This window comes from uncultured Brachyspira sp. (assembly GCF_934747485.1).
Classification (GTDB): Bacteria; Spirochaetota; Brachyspiria; order Brachyspirales; family Brachyspiraceae; genus Brachyspira.
Genome location: NZ_CAKVGN010000024.1, coordinates 19624 through 36264, shown reverse-complemented (window position 1 = coordinate 36264; position 16641 = coordinate 19624). Strand labels below are relative to the sequence as shown.

Sequence of the window (16641 nt, the reverse complement as noted above, 5' to 3'; positions counted from 1 at the left end):
TAATTGTTTATCTTTACTTAATTTACTGCGTTTCATACTTAAATTTTAACAAATTTCAGTTATCTAGGACAGCCCCTTTTCTTTTAATAATTTTTGTAATTTGTTATCATCATTTTGATATTTTTTTATTTGATTTTCTATTATTTTTGATATAAATTTTCCTATTCTATTTGATTTGTTAAACATGAAATTATTATCAAATTCTTTTGGAGTATATTTATAGCAGATAAAATTGGTTAATATATTATTATGTAGCTTATATTCTTCTGTAAGATTTTTATAAAACCATTCATATTCATCATTATTACTATATTGTTTATATACTACTTTCATAAAATACTTATTATCATCTCTATAAATATAATCTTTAAATATTTCATCAGTATCTAATTCAAGTTTTATTTCTATTTCAATTTTTTCTTCATTTTTATAGAAGTCTTCTTTTTCAAATAAATTTTTTTTGTATGTAAATAATTTAAATATTATGTCTATGATATTTGATTTTCCTATTCCATTTTCACCTGTTAGGTAAATCATAGAATATTTATGTTGTAAATCAATTTTTACATTTTTTATATTTTTATAATTTATTATAATTAATTCTCTTATATACATACTTATAGTATAATTTATATTTCATATTAAGCAACTAATTTATTTTTTTGTTTGATATTTCTTAATCAGCCGTACGTATAGTTGACTATTTGTAAGTGCTTGTGTTGCTAATAATCATTATTCTATTCAAATATTAAAAAATAATTATCTTTTCACTTGACAATTCTATATATGTGATGTACTATATTGTGTATAACACACTATAGCGTATTAAATAATAAGGAGCGGCGATTGAATAATGATGATTTAATTTCTACTTTGGTGCAAGAATTAAGAAGGGGTACTTTAATAATGGTTGTATTAAGTCAGCTTAAAAATGAAGAATATGGCTACAGCTTAATAAGCAAATTAAAAGAAAATGGGATAGCAATAGAGTCTAATACTTTATATCCGCTTTTAAGAAGATTAGAAAATCAAGGTCTTTTAAAAAGTGAATGGAAAACAAATGAAGAAAAGCCTAGAAAATATTATTTAATAACAAAAGATGGTTTGAAAGTATTAGAAAAATCGAAAGAACATTGGAAAGAGTATTCTAATGCTGTAAATAAAATTCTTGAAAAATAATTAAATTAAAAAATTAAAGGAAAAATTATGAAAGAACTTAGTAAAGATGTAAATGATTTAATAGAAAGATATATTTATGCTGCTACAAAGAAAATGTCTTTAAAAATTAGAAATGATGTTGCTGATGAGTTAAGGACATTAATTTATGATACAATAGACGAAAGATATAATGATAAAGAAATAACTTTAACAGATGCAAAAATTGTTTTAATGGAATTGGGAAGCCCTAATAAACTTTATGAAAAATATGATAATTCTTCAGACAAATGTTTAATAGGTCAGCCTTATTATAATTATTATAAAGATATATTAAAGATTGTTTTAATATGCTCTATTTTTGGAACGGTATTGTCTTGCCTTATTAATATTGAAAATCAAACTGTATCAAAATTTTTTAGTGATATAATATTTGCTGCTATATTATCTTTTTCTTTTGTTACTTTAATATTTATTTTTATGTATAAGTTTAATATTAATTTTTTTGATGATGATATTGATAAATTACCAAAACTTCCAAATAATAATAGAAAAACAAATAAATATTTTTCTTTATTATCAATATTATTTGCTGTGATATTTTTAAGTTTATTTATATTATCTCCAAGTATATTTAGTTTTAATATAGATGGGAAGTTTATAAATTTATTTAATACCGATATTATAAAATCATCATATTTATTTGCTGTATTTTTTATTGTTTTATTGATATTTAGAGAGATAATAAAGATAGTTGATAATAGTTATAATATTAGAAACACAATATTATTTATAGCTATTAATATATTTTCTGCTGTTATTTCTTTTATATGGTTTTTTAATTATAATTTAGTAAATGAAGTATTTATTAATTCTGTGATAAAAAATGCAAGTAATAATTTAATTTTATCTATATTTGGTAATTTTCAAATGTTTTGTTTTTTTATGATATTATTGGCATTGATTTTAGATAGTATTGATAAGATATTAAAATTTAAGCGTAACTGTTAAATCAAAGTTTATATGAGATAGAATATAAAGTGTAGTTGTTGTTGCTATCCTTTTTATAAAAAATGTCAAATATCTCACACTCCTTAACAATCTTTCATAAATATAATATTGACATTATTATATTAACTTAATATAATAATCTTTATTAAGGAATGTTTTATGGAATTGATTTTATATATAATAATAGGAATGATTTGGCTTATTGTAAGTCTTATACAAAAGGCGGCAAAAGGAAATTCAAAGAAAGTTAATAGGCAAAAAACTTTTAATAAAAAAGTTAATACAAATAATAGAAAATCTTATAATAATGATGATGAGATATTTAGAAATCTTAGAAAAAGTATAAATGAATTAAAAAATATCAATGAATATGATGAAGACGATGATTATTATGATGAAACTTATAAACCTGCTAGCAAAATATTAGAAGAGCAAAATAGATACGCTTCAAAAATAAGAGAAATAGAGGCTAGAAAATCTAACATTGAAGAGGCTGCTTCATCATTCAATAATGTGGTAAATAATAAAAGAGATGTTAATCATATGCTTACTTCTTTGGATATAAAAAATGCTATTATATATAATGCCATATTAGAACCTAAAAGAATAAATTATTATAGAAGATTAAAGAGAGAAACAAATAAATGAAATCTTTTGAAGAGTTAATATCTGTAGTTAAAAGACTGCGTGGGGAAAATGGATGTGCTTGGGATAGGGTTCAGACATTTAATAGTTTAATACCTTGTTTTTTAGAAGAAGCTTATGAGGTAGTAGAAGCTATTAACAATAAAGACTATGATAATATAAAAGAAGAGCTTGGAGATATTTTGCTTCATGTTGTATTTTTTTCTGAGCTTGCTAATGATGAAAATAAATTTAATATAGATGATGTTTGTAAAAATATTAATGAAAAACTTATACGAAGACATCCGCATGTATTTGGAGATAGTCAAGTAAAAGATGTTAATGGCATATTAAAACAGTGGGAAGAGATAAAAAAAGAAGAGAAAAAAAATAATAGTAAAAGCATATTAGACGGTATACCAAAGTCTTTGCCTATAATGGAAAAATCCTACAAGCTAATGAAAAAAGCTGCTAGTGTTGGTTTTGAATATGAGCATATAGATGATTCTTTAGAGAAGATAGAAGAGGAGCTTATAGAAGTTAAAGAAGCATATAACAAAAATGATAAAGAACATTTAGAGGAAGAGATAGGGGATTTGATAATGACTGTATTAGATTTTGCCCGCATGAATAAAATTAATCCTGTCAATTCACTATTAAGAGTAAATGAAAAGTTTAGAAGAAGATTTCAGTATATAGAAGATATGTCAAAAAAAATGAATAGAAGTTTAGAAAGCATGAGCTTGGAAGAGATGGATAATCTTTGGAATGAATGTAAGGCAATAGAAAAAAATAATAATCAATAAAAAATATTTATTTACTTCTTTGACAATATTAAATTATATAATATAATACTTGAGTATTGAAAATATATTTAGGAATATATATGAATAAATATAATATAGGTCAAATATTTTTTATCACTTTTATCTTCTTATCAATATTTATAATGTACCAGCTATTAAAACCATTTGGTATGGTTATATTTTTTGCCTTGGTTTTTTATGTGGTTCTCTCACCGTTGTTTAAAAAAGCTATAGGCAAAAGTTATGGTAAAGAAGATAAGATATCTATGATTAAAAGGCATACTTTAGCTTTATTGTTTTCTTTAACATCTTTAATTATATTTTTAGTTCCAACTAGTTTGTTATTGTATGCTATAATAGTTCAGCTTATAGATATATCAAATATTGGTATAAAATATTTTATGAACTTGGATTTTAATTCTATTTTAAATAATGCCAAATTAAATGAATTATTGTCTATGCTTCCTGTAGAAATATCGGCTGCAGAAATATTAAGAAGAATACAAGATACATTATTATCAAATTTAACTTCTGTTAGTTCATATTTAACTCAAAATGTTGCAGGCATATTAAAGAGTACAGGTAAGTTTGTAAGTTCATTTATATTTATGATGTTTTCTTTATTTTTCTTTTTTGTAGACGGTGAATATTTAAAAGCTCAGGTAAGTTCATTAATACCAATAGAACAAAAATATTTAGACAGATTATTTAAACAGGCTTCTAATGGTATAAGAGGAATAATATTTGGAAATTTATTTACAGGTATCTTTCAAGGTATTTGTGCTTTTATAGTTTATTCTATATTTGGGGTTTCTAATTCTTTAACTTTTGCACTTCTTACAATTATAGCTTCATTTATGCCTATTATTGGTACTACTATTATTTGGATACCTCTTGGAGTGCTTTTTATAATTAACGGAGAAATTTTAAGAGCCATAATATTTTTAATAGTTTCTTGGTTCTTTATTACCATACCAGACAACTTTGTTCGTCCTTTGCTTTTAGGCAATAGAATAGAGCTGCATCCATTATTTATATTCTTTGCTATATTGGGAGGAGTTTTATTTTTCGGACTTTCTGGAATCATACTTGGTCCTTTAACTTTTATATTATTCTTTGAGATTATGAGAATGTATAATGAAGAGAGATTATTTGCTGATAAAGAAGAAAAAAGAGCTATGAGTAATTTAGCTTATACTGATAAAAGGATAAGAAGAATTAGTAGTGTCAGAAGACATCATAGACAAAATAGAAAAAATATTTAAAGGCTTTGTTTTTTGTCAATGAAAATATTAATAATAGGAATGAACTATATTGGAGATACTATATTTATCACTCCAATTATAAGGGCTATAAAAAAACATTATGGAGAAAATTGCAAAATTGATGTAATAAATGGTAGTAGAGGAATTGATATATTAAAAGAAAATCCTTATATAGACAATATTATTATTAGAGATGAAAATAATTTAGAGTTTATAAAAAAAGAAAATTACGATATAGGTTTTGCAGCAAACACATCATTTGTTTCAGCATCTATTTTAAAAAAAGCTAATATACCGGTGAGGGTTGGTGTTAATAGTGAATGCAGAGGTTTTTTACTTACACATAAAACCACTTGGAAAAAACACAAGAGACATATTGTTGATACTATACTTTCAATTTTAAAACCTTTAAATATAAAAGATGATGGTTTTCACACTGAATTATTTTTAAGCAAAGAAGAAGAGGCATTCGGTTATAACAAAATGAAAGATTATAAAAATGCCCTAATTGTTCATGGCGGAGCTACACGCATAAGTAAAAGATACACTCATTTTGTAGAATTAATTAAAGAGTTTAAAAAAGAGTTTAATGATGTGCCAATAATTATTATAGGCTCTAAAGATGATGTGTCTTTTGCAAACACTATGAAAGAAAATATTAACGATATAATAGATTTTACTGATAAACTTACAATAAGAGAGCTTATATCTATAATAAAATATTCATACGCTTTAATTGGAGGCGATAGTGCACCTTTACATATTGCAAATGCACTTGGAATATATTCTATAGGCATATTTGGAGATACACTTCCTTTAATATACGGAGTTCGAGGAGACAAGGCTTTTAATATAGAGGCGAGAGAAAAATATTGTGGTAAGATAAAGAGCTTTCATTGCGAATATATAAAAAGAGGCTGTAAAACTATAGATTGTTTGAATAAGTTAGATTATAGAGATATTTTGCCGTATTTAGTATCTATTTATAAAAACTAATTTTATTTATTTTTATATATGACTTTATTTTATAAAAAATAGTTGTTTAAAGTGTTAAACATTTGCAGGGCTTTGCCCCACACCCCAGTTCTTTTATTGGTATAAAAGAACCAAAAGAACTGCATTTGTAAATCAAATTTAGATTTTACGCTATATTTAATACATATTCCAATATATAAAGTTAAAACATTTGCACTTTTTGCGGCGGTAAAAAGTTGAATAAAAAATTATAAAACTTACAAATTCTTAGTATATCCTTAAAATATAAAGTTATAGTGTTACTTTTTACGAAACATATTTAATTATAAAAATCAATTTTTAGCCATTCTATTATTCGCTGTTTTTTTATCTAATACAAAAATATCTTTCACATTTTCGTTTGTAAGCGGTGAGTAAAAACTGTTTATTAATTGATAGCCTGCTTTTATGGCATTAGTATCATAAGCACTATAAACATAATTGCTTGATAGTGTAGGCATATTAATGCTTGGGTTTTCTTTTATAGGCTTCATTACAAACTCAAAGCCATTATCTCTAAAAAATGCATAATATGTTGGAATATAAGAAAAACTAATTTCTCTGTTTTCATTAATTTCTAATGAAAGAATAGTGCCTATATCTAAATACGGATATCTTCCCTTATGATTAGCAATAAAATTACCCAAAGAATATATTATTATTCCGCTGTTGTTAGTACCGTTATATACTTCTGCAGGTCTTGGTACATGAGGGTGATGACCTATTATAATATCTACTCCATTTTCTATTAATGCCCTTGCTGTTTCTATAGTTGTATCTTCTGGGGCTATTGTATATTCATAACCAAAATGCAATGATATTATTTTTATTTCATCGTTTGTTGCAAGAGCCATATCACTTTTTACTTTTTCTACTAAATCATCTTTTTTTGGATAGAAGTTCATAAAATAAAAATGACCGTCTTTATTTGTTTTGTGGCTTAATCCATTATCAAGCATAGTGTATGCTGATATAAATATTGGTATGCCGTTTATATTTGTTATTATAGGAGATATTTCTGATGAGTTTGTTGAGCCTCCTAATGTGAGTATATTATTTTGATGAAGTATAGATACAGTTTCTGTTTCTGCTTTGGCTCCTTGGTCATAAGCATGATTATTTGCTATAGAAAAAGTGTTAAAATAATTAAAGAAATATTCTAAATATTCTTTAGAGCCGTTAAACTCTGGATAAGGCATTGGAGGTTTATTAGTATTTACTACAAACTCTAAATTTGCAAATACAATATCCCCTTGAAAATAATCTTTTAAATCTATTAGTATATCATTATCCTTAAAAGCTTCTACAACTTTTGGGTGAGTCATAATATCGCCTGTAAAAACTAACTTTGCCTTTTTGATAGGCTCATCACTTTGTTTATTTTCTTTAGATTCGCATGAAAAAATAAAAATCAATATAAATAATATACTAATAATTTTTTTCATTTATTCTTCGTCCTTTTCTGTATTAATTTCTGCATTAACTTCAGTATTGTTTATATTATTTACATCGGATATTCTAATGCTATTTATAGGAGTAAATTCCATCTCTATTATTCTTCTGTCTTCAACTTTCATTATCCTTACTCTATAATCATTTAATATAAGTCTTTCATTTACATCAGGTATATGGTCTAATTTGTCTAATACATATCCCGCTATAGTTTGATATTCTTCATGTTCTATGTTTAAGTTTAATACTTCATTAACGTCTTCGATTGATGCTGTTCCATTTACTATTATTCTTTTTCCTTTTAACTTTATTAAATCCTTTTCTTTTTTGTCGCTCTCATCTTCAATGTCTCCCATAATCTCTTCAACAATATCTTCCATAGTAACAAGCCCAGAAGTGCCGCCGTATTCATCTATTGTAATAGCCATCTGCAATTTTCTTTTTTGCATGTCGGCAAATAAACTGCTGATAGTTTTTGTTTCTGGTACAAAATATGGAAGCATAATATAATCTATTGCTTTCTTTTTCATCTTGCTTGGTTTTCCGTTATTTTTTATATAATCTTTAAATAAAGCCCTAGTATGAAATATTCCTATAATGTGGTCAATAGTCTCTTCATAAACAGGAAACCTTGAAAGCCCAGTATCTACTGTTAAACGCATAATCTCGTCAATATCAGTATCTGCCTCTATGCATACCATATCCACACGAGGGGTCATTATCTCTTCAGCTGTTTTGTTTCTAAAGTCCATTACACCAGTAAGCAAATCATGCGTATAGCCTTTTATAATACCTGCTTTGTGCCCTAAATTAATTATTGTTGTTATGTCTTCTATGCTTGATAATGCACTCTTCTTCTCTTTGTTTCTTAATTTCTTTGGTACAAAATAACTCATTAAAAAAGTTGTTATTTTATCCATTATAAAAGTAATAGGAGTAAATATAAAATAAAAGACTTTCATAAAATAGAGCAGAGAAGGTATAAGTTTTTCTGCATTTACTCTCATTATAACTTTTGGAAGTATCTCACCAAATATAATAATAAGGATTGTAATTAAAGTTGTTGATATAGTAACCATTACGCTTCCAGATATATGAGGCAGAGCATCGGCTAATCTTATAGCAAACACAGTTATTATTGAGCTTGCTGTAATATTAACTATATTGTTTCCTACAAGAAGAGTTGGTATCATAGAATTACTTTTTCCCCAATATTTTGTGTCATCTTCTTTAATTTTGTTTTCTCTCACAAGACGCATTAATGTTACTTCGTCTATACTTGTGTATGCTGTTTCGCTTCCGGAAAAAAGTCCTGATAGCATTATTAGTATTAATATGCTAAAAATTTCAAATAAATAAATTAATATAACTTCCATAATAGTAATAAAAAATTAATGTATCCTTTGTTTTATTTCTTGCATAAAATAATATCCAGGGTCTGTTTTTATTGTGAATCTGTATGTTGGGTCTATTTCTCTAAAAAGATGATAATGCGGTGAATTAGTGTCTCTATATTCATAATGCCCTATGACATATTTTATACTTTTATAATGATTTTTTAAATATTTAATAAGTTTAATATTTGAATTAAGCTGCTGTTTTGTAAGCTGTCCGGCAAAACCTATATTTTCTATGCTTATTGCTGTGTAATTTAAGCCTATAGTGTGCCTTGCCATATATTCTAAAGGAGTGCTTGCGTATATAGTTCCGTTTGTATCAACTAAAAAATGCGTACCCACATTAACATCTCCGCCGGAATCTATATCTTTTCTTCCTATAAGGAAATCATTTTGAAAAACATTTAGAGCTATTTGTAAATTTCTTGTTTCGGTAGAATGTACAACTATTATTTGAGGATTAATTAAATTATAATTTGAATACCCATAATGCTTCTCACTATATTCTGCCATCAAATTTAGTTTTAATGTGCTTGGGTAAATTTCATATATATTGTGTATTTCTATAGTATCATTTTCTTTATTTGATATAATCTTTTTATTGCTACTACATGATATTAGAGTTATAAAAAAGAACAATATAACAATATTTTTCATACAGCAATTATATAATATTTAAGCGTCCATAGCTATATTAACGCTAACGAAGCCAATATTAGATTGAAAAGGTATTATAATAGTTTGTAAGTTTTTCGGGATAATTTGAATTTCTTTTCCATAATAGAGTATAGGAGGAGTAATATCGCAGCTTATGCCTTCTTCAGATAATTTAGTGATAGCAAGACCGCTTATAGTGTTGCCCATTTCATTTATAACACTTCTCATCATATCTTCAAACTCATCTTCAGAGTCATAATCACTGCGTTTTTTATCTGTAAGGCTTTCTGTGAGAAGCTGAGAAAAATTTTCAGGGAATTCATATAAAACTTGCCCATTAACATCTCCAACTATTCCTATAGCAACACCATAACCTGAAAACAATTTACGTCCTTGTCCTTTTACTAAAGTGCCTTTTTCCATAGGGATACCAGCCATTTCTTTGAATATAGAAACCAGAGATACTATGAAAGGATTTATGAATCTAACATCCATAAATTTTATAGGAGTAGTAGCCATATAATTTTCCTCTTAAACATCAAATATTAATTACAACATCATTAGTATAGCATATATATATCTTTATTTCAATAGTTTTTTTGATTGCTAAAACTTTTTATATAAATATATTATAATATACTAAAAATTACATATTCTGTGAAAAAGGGTTTTTTATTGTTTTTTATATTGTACTTATTTAAAATAAATAATTGTTGATTTTTGTTTCTATTTTGTTATAATGCTTTTTAAGAATAATCAAGCATAAGTCAAAAAAATCAAACTATAAATTATAAAGGAAAGATATTAGTGAAAAAAATTATTGTTTCAATTGCTTTTATTAGTTTAATTGTTTCTTGTAAGAGTGTTAATAATAATACCATTGATGCTGCTTCAGTAAATTATAAACGAGAAGAAATAGAAAATAAAATTACATTAAAAGATAGAGCAGGATTATATAAATCTAAAAGCCCATATTTTGTTTTAAATATTGATTTAAAAAATAATGGTTATGCGTATGTAACTTTGAAGGGTTGGATGGTTTATAATGGAATGATTAAAGTAGGAGAGCCTGATTCTGAAGATAAGATATTTAAATTGCCGGTGGATAATATTACATATATAGTGTTGGAATTTAGTAATTTGGATAATGCTAAAGCTTCAGTATTTTTAAAAGATGTTTTACAGCAAGCAATGAATTTAAATAAAGCATAGTTTTTATTAAATTTCATTACTTTTATTAATTAAATTTGAAAGCTCCATTATTGAAAACATTGATATTAACCTTAAAGAAAAGTTATTCATATCAAGTCCTGACAGAATAAGCAGACTAAAAGCTATAAGTTCCGGATAATATTTTTTTAAGAGCAATGATGCTGTAAAAGAACAAAATAGCGTTATTAAGAATAAAATTATTATAATCATATATATTAGTGTTGGCAGATATATTCCTATATTTAGAGCATTATATAGAGAAATTGTGAAAAATAAAAAACTATCCTCAAAGAAAAATGCTGCTAATGCTATTACAATAAATATTAATGATGCAAAAGTCTTATTTGTGTTTTTTATTATTATTTCATTAATAAATATCATTATATATGCTGTCATTAATATTATAAACGATATTGAAGATACCTTAGACAAATATACTGATAAATATGATGAAAAATAATGCAGAAAATTAAAATCTAATAATTTATTAATTGATATTGTTATATAGTTCAAATTAGATGACACTAAACTTAATAATATAAAAATATATACTCCCCTTGTTATTTCATATATATCTTTTTTAATTATTATTGGCAGCAGGATATATAGAGTAAGTATTAGAGTAGAAATAAAAAATAGCAATTCTATAATATTATATGTATTTATGTGGGTTATATATAATTTTAATGTGCCTGTGATAAGAAATATTATACCGAAGATTGAATATAAAATTTGAGAGTCAAACATGTAATTATAAAATTTGTAGAAAAGCAGTAAAAAAAATGTAATTAAAATAGTATAATTAAGTATATAAGACAATATGTAAAATATAGATTCACTTCTAATTATAAAAACTCTAAAAAATATATAATTTAATAATACAGCAATGACAAAATAATTAGCCCAAATACGATATGTATTTATAAAAGAAACATCATTTATTTTTTTTGATAAATATATCATTTTTTATTTTCCAGTATCATTAAATATTTTAGTTAATGATATCCTATTATATAAGATTTATATTGTTTTTCAATATTCATAATTTCCATTTTTATCTATTTTATATATTATTTCTTTTTCGTTTTCTATAAATACATCATATCCTACTTTTATATTTTTCCAAAAATTAATTATAATTTTTCTATTGTCGGTAAAAAATTCATTTTAATCATTAAAATATTAAAAGATTAAAATATTAAAGTCGATATAAATAGGCAGTATGTAATTTAATAATTTGCTTGCAAAAAGCGATAATAAATGTTATATTTTTAATATATTTTAAAATGGGGATATGATATAAGTGTTAGACAGCACTACAGTTTATGGTAATGTTAATGAGAATATTCTTGATTATTCTGCAATCTTAGAAGCTACTGTAAAAGATATACAAAATTTCTTAACAGAATTCGGAAGAGTTTATAGCTTTATAGGAGAGAAGTTTCCATTAATAGAACAAGAAATGAAAAATGAAAATGAGAAATCAATCTCTCTTCTAAGTTATTTTACAGAAAAGGATACTAAAAAAAACTTTTCTAATGACTTCCAAGAAAATCAAGAAGACTTTTTTAAATCTTTTGATAGAATGCAGTCATTGATTAATCAAGATGATGTTTTGTCAAATTCTATTATTGAAGACGTTAATATTATAAGCAATGTAATGGACTCTATAGAAGAGATAAGAAAGTTAGCAGACCAGATAAAAGTTTATTCCCTTAACGCTATTATTATAGCTTCAAAATATGGTTCCGGCGGTAAGGCTTTTGGAGAAATATCTAAAAACATCATAAAAATGTCGGAGACTTCTAATGAACAAGCTGACCAGATGAATAGAATAGGGCAGGAATTATTTGTACAGTTTGATAGGTTTAAAAATGAAATATTAAAAACTAATGAGATGCAAAGAAGAAGCTTTAATATAATGAGGGAGCAATTAGATAAAGAGCATAATAATATGGTTAATTCTTTTGCTACTTTTTCTAATATGATTTCTGATATAATATCAAGAGTAGATAACAGCTATGATTATATATTTGAAGTGATGATGATACTTCCGCAAGAAGATATTATTAGGCAGCAAACAGAACATATAATAGAGTCTATAAAACATATTGTAGAAGAGAATAGAAAATTTATAGATACTTATGGAAAGGAAGTTGTTGCTATAAATGATGCGGCAGAATTAGAAAATAATGAATCTTTAGAGCATAAATTATTAGACTTGCTTACTTTTGATGATGTAGTTTTAAGTTTAATAATAGAAAATTTTAAATCTATACATAAAGAAATTTTAGATAATAATGCCCGCATAAATGATAGTTTGAAAGGTCTTAAAGAAAGTTTACTTGATATATCATCAGATAGAAACACAATAGTTGAATATATGATAGGAGCACAATCAGGCAAATCAGAGTTTCCTTTTAGTGTGTCAGATTCTATATTTAATGAATATTTAAGCTTTATTAAGCTTTATTTAGATAACTTTAAATTATTTTTAAGCAATAAACATAGAATATCGGATAATAATGCCGGTATAATAGATTCTATAGAAGAACTTGAAAATATGTTTTTAGAGACAAAAAATATTGCTAAGGCATTTAACTCTGTTAATTTTTTAGCTAAGATAGAATTGGAGAAAAATAGTAATATATTTAGTGATTCTCAAACATTTTCTATGGTTAGTGTGGAATCTATAGCTACAAATATTACTGATACTGTAGATGTTTGTTTGGAGAAATTTGAGAGTATAAAGACTACAATATTCAATGCCATTAATAAGTTTAAATTTAATATTAATCAGCAGTCTATAGAAAATTTATATATAGAATCTATGATGGATAATATTTATAAACGTTTGGAAGAATCTAAGGCTATTATAGAAGATAATATTAAGGGTTTAGACACGCATGCTAAAGAGTTGTTTAATTTGATAGAAAAAACTCTAATAGATTTGAGTTCCTTGACCACTCTTTTAACAAAGATTAATGAGATAATGGAAGTATTTAATAAGATGCGTGATATTATAAGAAGCAAGAAAAATGAATATTACAAGACTTTAAATATAGAGAACTGGAAAATAGAAAGCGATAAATATATGGAAATAGTAAATTATTATACTATAAAGAAAGAGAGAACTATAGCGAACAGTATTTTATCTGGAGATGAGACATTAAATGTCGATATTAACATAGAAGAAGGTTCGGATAGTGGAGATTTTACATTATTTTAGGAGGTATTTATGTCTGTTATAGAAATAGACGAAAATCTTAATATAAGAACTATGAGTAAATATTTTAAGAATGTTATAAAGGCAGCTAATTATAATGAAGATACAACAATAAAATTTCCAGAGGGCAGTCATTTAGACTTAGCTGGCTTACAAATACTTTATTCTATAAAAAAAGAACTTGATAAAAATCAAAAAAAACTTATAGTAGAAGGGTTAGATAATTCTTTTATAGAATATTTAAATATGGCAAACAAATAATTAATATATAAATTTAATGAAAAAATAAGAGGTTAAATGTATGGCTAAAACAATACTAATAGTAGACGATTCAAATACTGCTAGAGCATCTGTTGAGTATACTTTGAAGAAGGGGAGTTATGATGTAATTTCTGCCGATGATGGTACTACAGGATTAGAAGCTGTAAATAAGGCTTCAAATATTGATATGATAATTACAGATTTGAATATGCCTAAGATGGATGGTATAGAGTTTATTAAGAATGTTAGAAAATTTGATAAGTATAAATATACTCCTATACTTATGCTTACAACAGAATCTCAAGATGATAAGAAGATGGAAGGTAAGGCAGCGGGAGCTAGCGGTTGGTTAGTAAAACCTTTCAACCCTACACAGCTTTTAGATGTTGTTAAACGTTTTTTAAATTAATGTTTAATTTTTGTGTAGTAGTATATAATAAATCAGAGGTTATATATGTTTGATAGTGATGAATTTATTTCGATATTTTTGAGTGAGGCTAATGAGATAGTTGAAGGACTAGAAAATGATTTAGTTTTGCTTGAAGATAATAAAAGTGATGAAGACCTTTTAAATAAAATATTTAGAAGTGCTCATACTTTAAAATCTTCTGCTGGTACTGTTGGTTTTACCACTATGAGTGAATTAAACCACGTTGCAGAAAACTTATTGGAGAAGGTAAGAAGCGGTAAATTGGATGTTACGCCGCAAATGATTACCGTTCTATTAGAGTTTTTGGACACTGTAAAACTTATGCTTCAAAATATAGTAGATGGTGTTGGCGAAGCAGACGGAGTTACAAATATAGAAAGTCTAAAAGCTAAAATAAAAGCTATAGCTGAAGGAAACGATATAAGCACTGTATCTGTAGAGAAAAAAGAAGAAGCACCTAAAGCAGAGGAAAAACCTAAAGAAGAAAGTAAAGAATCTTCTTCAAACAATATGTTTCATATTGAAATGATATTTAAACCTAGCATTTTTGACAATGGTATAGATCCTCTTATGTTTTTAAATGACCTTAAAGCTATAGGTACTATTAGTAATTTAAAAATAGATATTAGTAATTTGCCTGCTATATCTGATTTAGAAGATCCATATGCTTGTTATACTCAATTTTCATTAGATGTTGAAACTTCTTCTACTTTAGAGCAAGTTCAAAATATATTCTTATTTGTTATAGATGATAATGATATTAATATTACAGAAAAAGTAGAAGAGAAAGAAGAGGAAGCTAAGCCTGTTGAAGAAAAAGTAGAAGAGAAACCTGAAGAAAAGCATGAAGAAGAAAAGAAAGAAGAAGTTCATGATGATAAAACTAATAAAGCAGCTCCTGCCGCTAAGCCTACAGGAACTAAGGTTCAGGCTCCTTCTACTGTAAGAGTTGATATAAGAAAATTAGACAGTTTAATGAACTTGATTGGTGAGCTTGTTATAGCACAATCAAGAATAATGCAGCTTACTCAGAACTTAGATATAGATAATGGCTTAAAAGAGGCAGTTAGTTCTATGGACAGAACCTCAAGACAAATACAAGAAGAGGTTATGAATATAAGAATGATGCCTATAGGTCCTATATTCACACAATTCCATAGATATGTGAGAGACCTTAACTTAGAATTAAACAAAGAAGTAAAATTAGTTCTTAAAGGTGAAACTACAGAGATAGATAAAAATATGTTAGAGCAGTTATCTGACCCTCTTAAACATATTATTAGAAACTCTATGGACCATGGTATAGAAAAAACTAAAGAAGAGAGAATTGCAAGAGGAAAGCCTGAATATGGTACTATTACAATGTCAGCAGCTCACCAAGAAGGGCATGTTGTTATAGAGGTGTCTGATGATGGTAATGGATTAAATAAAGAAAAAATATTTAATAAGGCAGTAGAAAAAGGTTTATTGTCAAAAGACGGCAATTACTCTGATGCTGAAATATACAGAACAATATTTAGCCCCGGTTTATCAACTGCAGAAAAAGTTACTGACATATCCGGAAGGGGTGTTGGTATGGACGTTGTTAGGGCTAATGTTGAAAAGATGAAAGGAAAGATTGAGATAAAGAGTGCTGAAGGTGTTGGAAGCACATTTATCATTAAACTTCCTTTGACTTTGGCTATTATAGAAGGTATTACTTTTGCTATAGGTGAGCAGATTTATGTAATGCCGTTAATATCTATTATAGAGCAGATAAAAATTAAAAGCGATCAGGTTAAACCTTTTGAAGGTAAGGGTGAGATGATAAAAATCAGAGATGAATATTTACCTCTCATAAGACTTCACAAGGTATTTGAGATAGACACTCAGGTTAATGAGATAGATGATGGTATTGTTGTAGTAGTTGAAGCAGGATATAGAAAATGTGCTATATTTGTAGATGAGTTATTGGATCAGCAGCAGGTCGTTATTAAGTCTTTGGATTCTGCTTTCAGTAAGCATGCGGGAATTGCGGGCGGCACTATACTTGGAGATGGTAGAATAGCTCTCATTATAGATATACAGGGGCTTGTTAATATATCTTTACAGAATAAAGTTAATAATGGCGTTAAATAATAAAGGATTTTAA

17 protein-coding genes are annotated in these 16641 nt (G+C 26.2%); 11 read left to right on the top strand and 6 right to left on the bottom strand.

Features of this window, described 5'->3' with window-relative positions:
- Nucleotides 1–63: 63 nt before the first annotated feature.
- Nucleotides 64–615, bottom strand: coding sequence for an AAA family ATPase (locus tag Q0H31_RS06120; RefSeq protein WP_295296377.1), 552 nt, complete (start codon nucleotides 613–615; stop codon nucleotides 64–66).
- 231 nt (nucleotides 616–846) lie between these two features.
- On the opposite strand from Q0H31_RS06120, the gene Q0H31_RS06115 reads away from it, so the two are divergent.
- From Q0H31_RS06115 to Q0H31_RS06090, 6 genes are all read left to right on the top strand, one after another.
- Nucleotides 847–1179 (top strand): PadR family transcriptional regulator, encoded by a 333-nt coding sequence (locus Q0H31_RS06115; RefSeq protein ID WP_295296375.1) that lies wholly within the window; start codon nucleotides 847–849, stop codon nucleotides 1177–1179.
- 27 nt (nucleotides 1180–1206) lie between these two features.
- Nucleotides 1207–2166 (top strand): hypothetical protein, encoded by a 960-nt coding sequence (locus Q0H31_RS06110; RefSeq protein ID WP_295296373.1) that lies wholly within the window; start codon nucleotides 1207–1209, stop codon nucleotides 2164–2166.
- Between the two features lie 159 nt (nucleotides 2167–2325).
- Complete coding sequence (locus Q0H31_RS06105) at nucleotides 2326–2814, top strand: hypothetical protein (RefSeq protein WP_295296370.1); 489 nt, start codon at nucleotides 2326–2328, stop codon at nucleotides 2812–2814.
- A complete protein-coding gene (mazG, locus tag Q0H31_RS06100; RefSeq protein WP_295296368.1) occupies nucleotides 2811–3596 on the top strand; it encodes a nucleoside triphosphate pyrophosphohydrolase in 786 nt (261 codons plus the stop codon). The genes Q0H31_RS06105 and mazG overlap by 4 nt, the downstream gene beginning before the upstream one ends.
- An 80-nt stretch (nucleotides 3597–3676) precedes the next feature.
- Nucleotides 3677–4861 (top strand): AI-2E family transporter, encoded by a 1185-nt coding sequence (locus tag Q0H31_RS06095; protein WP_295296366.1) that lies wholly within the window; start codon nucleotides 3677–3679, stop codon nucleotides 4859–4861.
- 18 nt (nucleotides 4862–4879) lie between these two features.
- The gene (locus Q0H31_RS06090; RefSeq protein ID WP_295296363.1) at nucleotides 4880–5857 is read left to right on the top strand and encodes a glycosyltransferase family 9 protein; all 978 of its coding nucleotides are present in this window, start codon (nucleotides 4880–4882) and stop codon (nucleotides 5855–5857) included.
- Nucleotides 5858–6168: 311 nt separating this feature from the next.
- Here Q0H31_RS06090 and Q0H31_RS06085 read toward each other — a convergent pair whose 3' ends face one another.
- Genes Q0H31_RS06085 through Q0H31_RS06070 form a run of 4 tightly spaced genes read right to left on the bottom strand, consistent with a single transcriptional unit; the run spans nucleotide 6169 to nucleotide 9900 of the window.
- Nucleotides 6169–7320: a CapA family protein gene (locus Q0H31_RS06085; RefSeq protein ID WP_295296361.1), complete on the bottom strand. Its 1152-nt coding sequence runs from the start codon at nucleotides 7318–7320 to the stop codon at nucleotides 6169–6171.
- Nucleotides 7321–8703 (bottom strand): hemolysin family protein, encoded by a 1383-nt coding sequence (locus Q0H31_RS06080; protein ID WP_295296359.1) that lies wholly within the window; start codon nucleotides 8701–8703, stop codon nucleotides 7321–7323.
- A 15-nt stretch (nucleotides 8704–8718) separates the two neighbouring features.
- Nucleotides 8719–9381, bottom strand: a complete 663-nt coding sequence (locus tag Q0H31_RS06075; protein WP_295296357.1) for a peptidoglycan recognition family protein — start codon at nucleotides 9379–9381, stop codon at nucleotides 8719–8721.
- An 18-nt stretch (nucleotides 9382–9399) separates the two neighbouring features.
- Complete coding sequence (locus Q0H31_RS06070) at nucleotides 9400–9900, bottom strand: chemotaxis protein CheX (protein ID WP_013243429.1); 501 nt, start codon at nucleotides 9898–9900, stop codon at nucleotides 9400–9402.
- 288 nt (nucleotides 9901–10188) lie between these two features.
- Between Q0H31_RS06070 and Q0H31_RS06065 the strand changes: the two genes are divergently transcribed.
- Nucleotides 10189–10593, top strand: a complete 405-nt coding sequence (locus Q0H31_RS06065) for a hypothetical protein (RefSeq protein WP_295296352.1) — start codon at nucleotides 10189–10191, stop codon at nucleotides 10591–10593.
- A gap of 6 nt (nucleotides 10594–10599) precedes the next feature.
- Here the strand turns inward: Q0H31_RS06065 and Q0H31_RS06060 are convergent, their stop codons facing one another.
- Nucleotides 10600–11556 carry a WESB_1763 family membrane protein gene (locus tag Q0H31_RS06060; protein WP_295296350.1) on the bottom strand — a complete coding sequence of 319 codons (957 nt, stop codon included), beginning with the start codon at nucleotides 11554–11556 and terminating at the stop codon, nucleotides 10600–10602.
- 340 nt (nucleotides 11557–11896) lie between these two features.
- Here Q0H31_RS06060 and Q0H31_RS06055 point away from each other — a divergent pair, with 340 nt between their 5' ends.
- From Q0H31_RS06055 to Q0H31_RS06040, 4 genes are read left to right on the top strand one after another with little or no spacing between them, the layout of a single operon-like run.
- Nucleotides 11897–13822, top strand: coding sequence for a chemotaxis protein (locus Q0H31_RS06055; RefSeq protein ID WP_295296348.1), 1926 nt, complete (start codon nucleotides 11897–11899; stop codon nucleotides 13820–13822).
- A gap of 9 nt (nucleotides 13823–13831) precedes the next feature.
- Entirely contained in the window at nucleotides 13832–14080 is a 249-nt protein-coding gene (locus Q0H31_RS06050; protein ID WP_295296346.1) for an anti-anti-sigma factor, read from the top strand.
- 40 nt (nucleotides 14081–14120) lie between these two features.
- Nucleotides 14121–14489 (top strand): response regulator, encoded by a 369-nt coding sequence (locus Q0H31_RS06045; protein WP_157150117.1) that lies wholly within the window; start codon nucleotides 14121–14123, stop codon nucleotides 14487–14489.
- Nucleotides 14490–14534: 45 nt separating this feature from the next.
- Nucleotides 14535–16628 carry a chemotaxis protein CheA gene (locus Q0H31_RS06040; RefSeq protein ID WP_295296340.1) on the top strand — a complete coding sequence of 698 codons (2094 nt, stop codon included), beginning with the start codon at nucleotides 14535–14537 and terminating at the stop codon, nucleotides 16626–16628.
- Nucleotides 16629–16641 lie beyond the last annotated feature (13 nt).

Coding starts and splice junctions, on each gene's coding strand:
- Q0H31_RS06060 (WP_295296350.1), bottom strand. CDS start 11,556: ATGATATATTTATCAAAAAAAATAAATGATGTTTCTTTTATAAATACA.
- Q0H31_RS06080 (WP_295296359.1), bottom strand. CDS start 8,703: ATGGAAGTTATATTAATTTATTTATTTGAAATTTTTAGCATATTAATA.
- Q0H31_RS06110 (WP_295296373.1), top strand. CDS start 1,207: ATGAAAGAACTTAGTAAAGATGTAAATGATTTAATAGAAAGATATATT.
- Q0H31_RS06045 (WP_157150117.1), top strand. CDS start 14,121: ATGGCTAAAACAATACTAATAGTAGACGATTCAAATACTGCTAGAGCA.
- Q0H31_RS06075 (WP_295296357.1), bottom strand. CDS start 9,381: ATGAAAAATATTGTTATATTGTTCTTTTTTATAACTCTAATATCATGT.
- Q0H31_RS06105 (WP_295296370.1), top strand. CDS start 2,326: ATGGAATTGATTTTATATATAATAATAGGAATGATTTGGCTTATTGTA.
- Q0H31_RS06040 (WP_295296340.1), top strand. CDS start 14,535: ATGTTTGATAGTGATGAATTTATTTCGATATTTTTGAGTGAGGCTAAT.
- Q0H31_RS06085 (WP_295296361.1), bottom strand. CDS start 7,320: ATGAAAAAAATTATTAGTATATTATTTATATTGATTTTTATTTTTTCA.
- Q0H31_RS06090 (WP_295296363.1), top strand. CDS start 4,880: ATGAAAATATTAATAATAGGAATGAACTATATTGGAGATACTATATTT.
- Q0H31_RS06120 (WP_295296377.1), bottom strand. CDS start 615: ATGTATATAAGAGAATTAATTATAATAAATTATAAAAATATAAAAAAT.
- Q0H31_RS06070 (WP_013243429.1), bottom strand. CDS start 9,900: ATGGCTACTACTCCTATAAAATTTATGGATGTTAGATTCATAAATCCT.
- Q0H31_RS06095 (WP_295296366.1), top strand. CDS start 3,677: ATGAATAAATATAATATAGGTCAAATATTTTTTATCACTTTTATCTTC.
- mazG (WP_295296368.1), top strand. CDS start 2,811: ATGAAATCTTTTGAAGAGTTAATATCTGTAGTTAAAAGACTGCGTGGG.
- Q0H31_RS06050 (WP_295296346.1), top strand. CDS start 13,832: ATGTCTGTTATAGAAATAGACGAAAATCTTAATATAAGAACTATGAGT.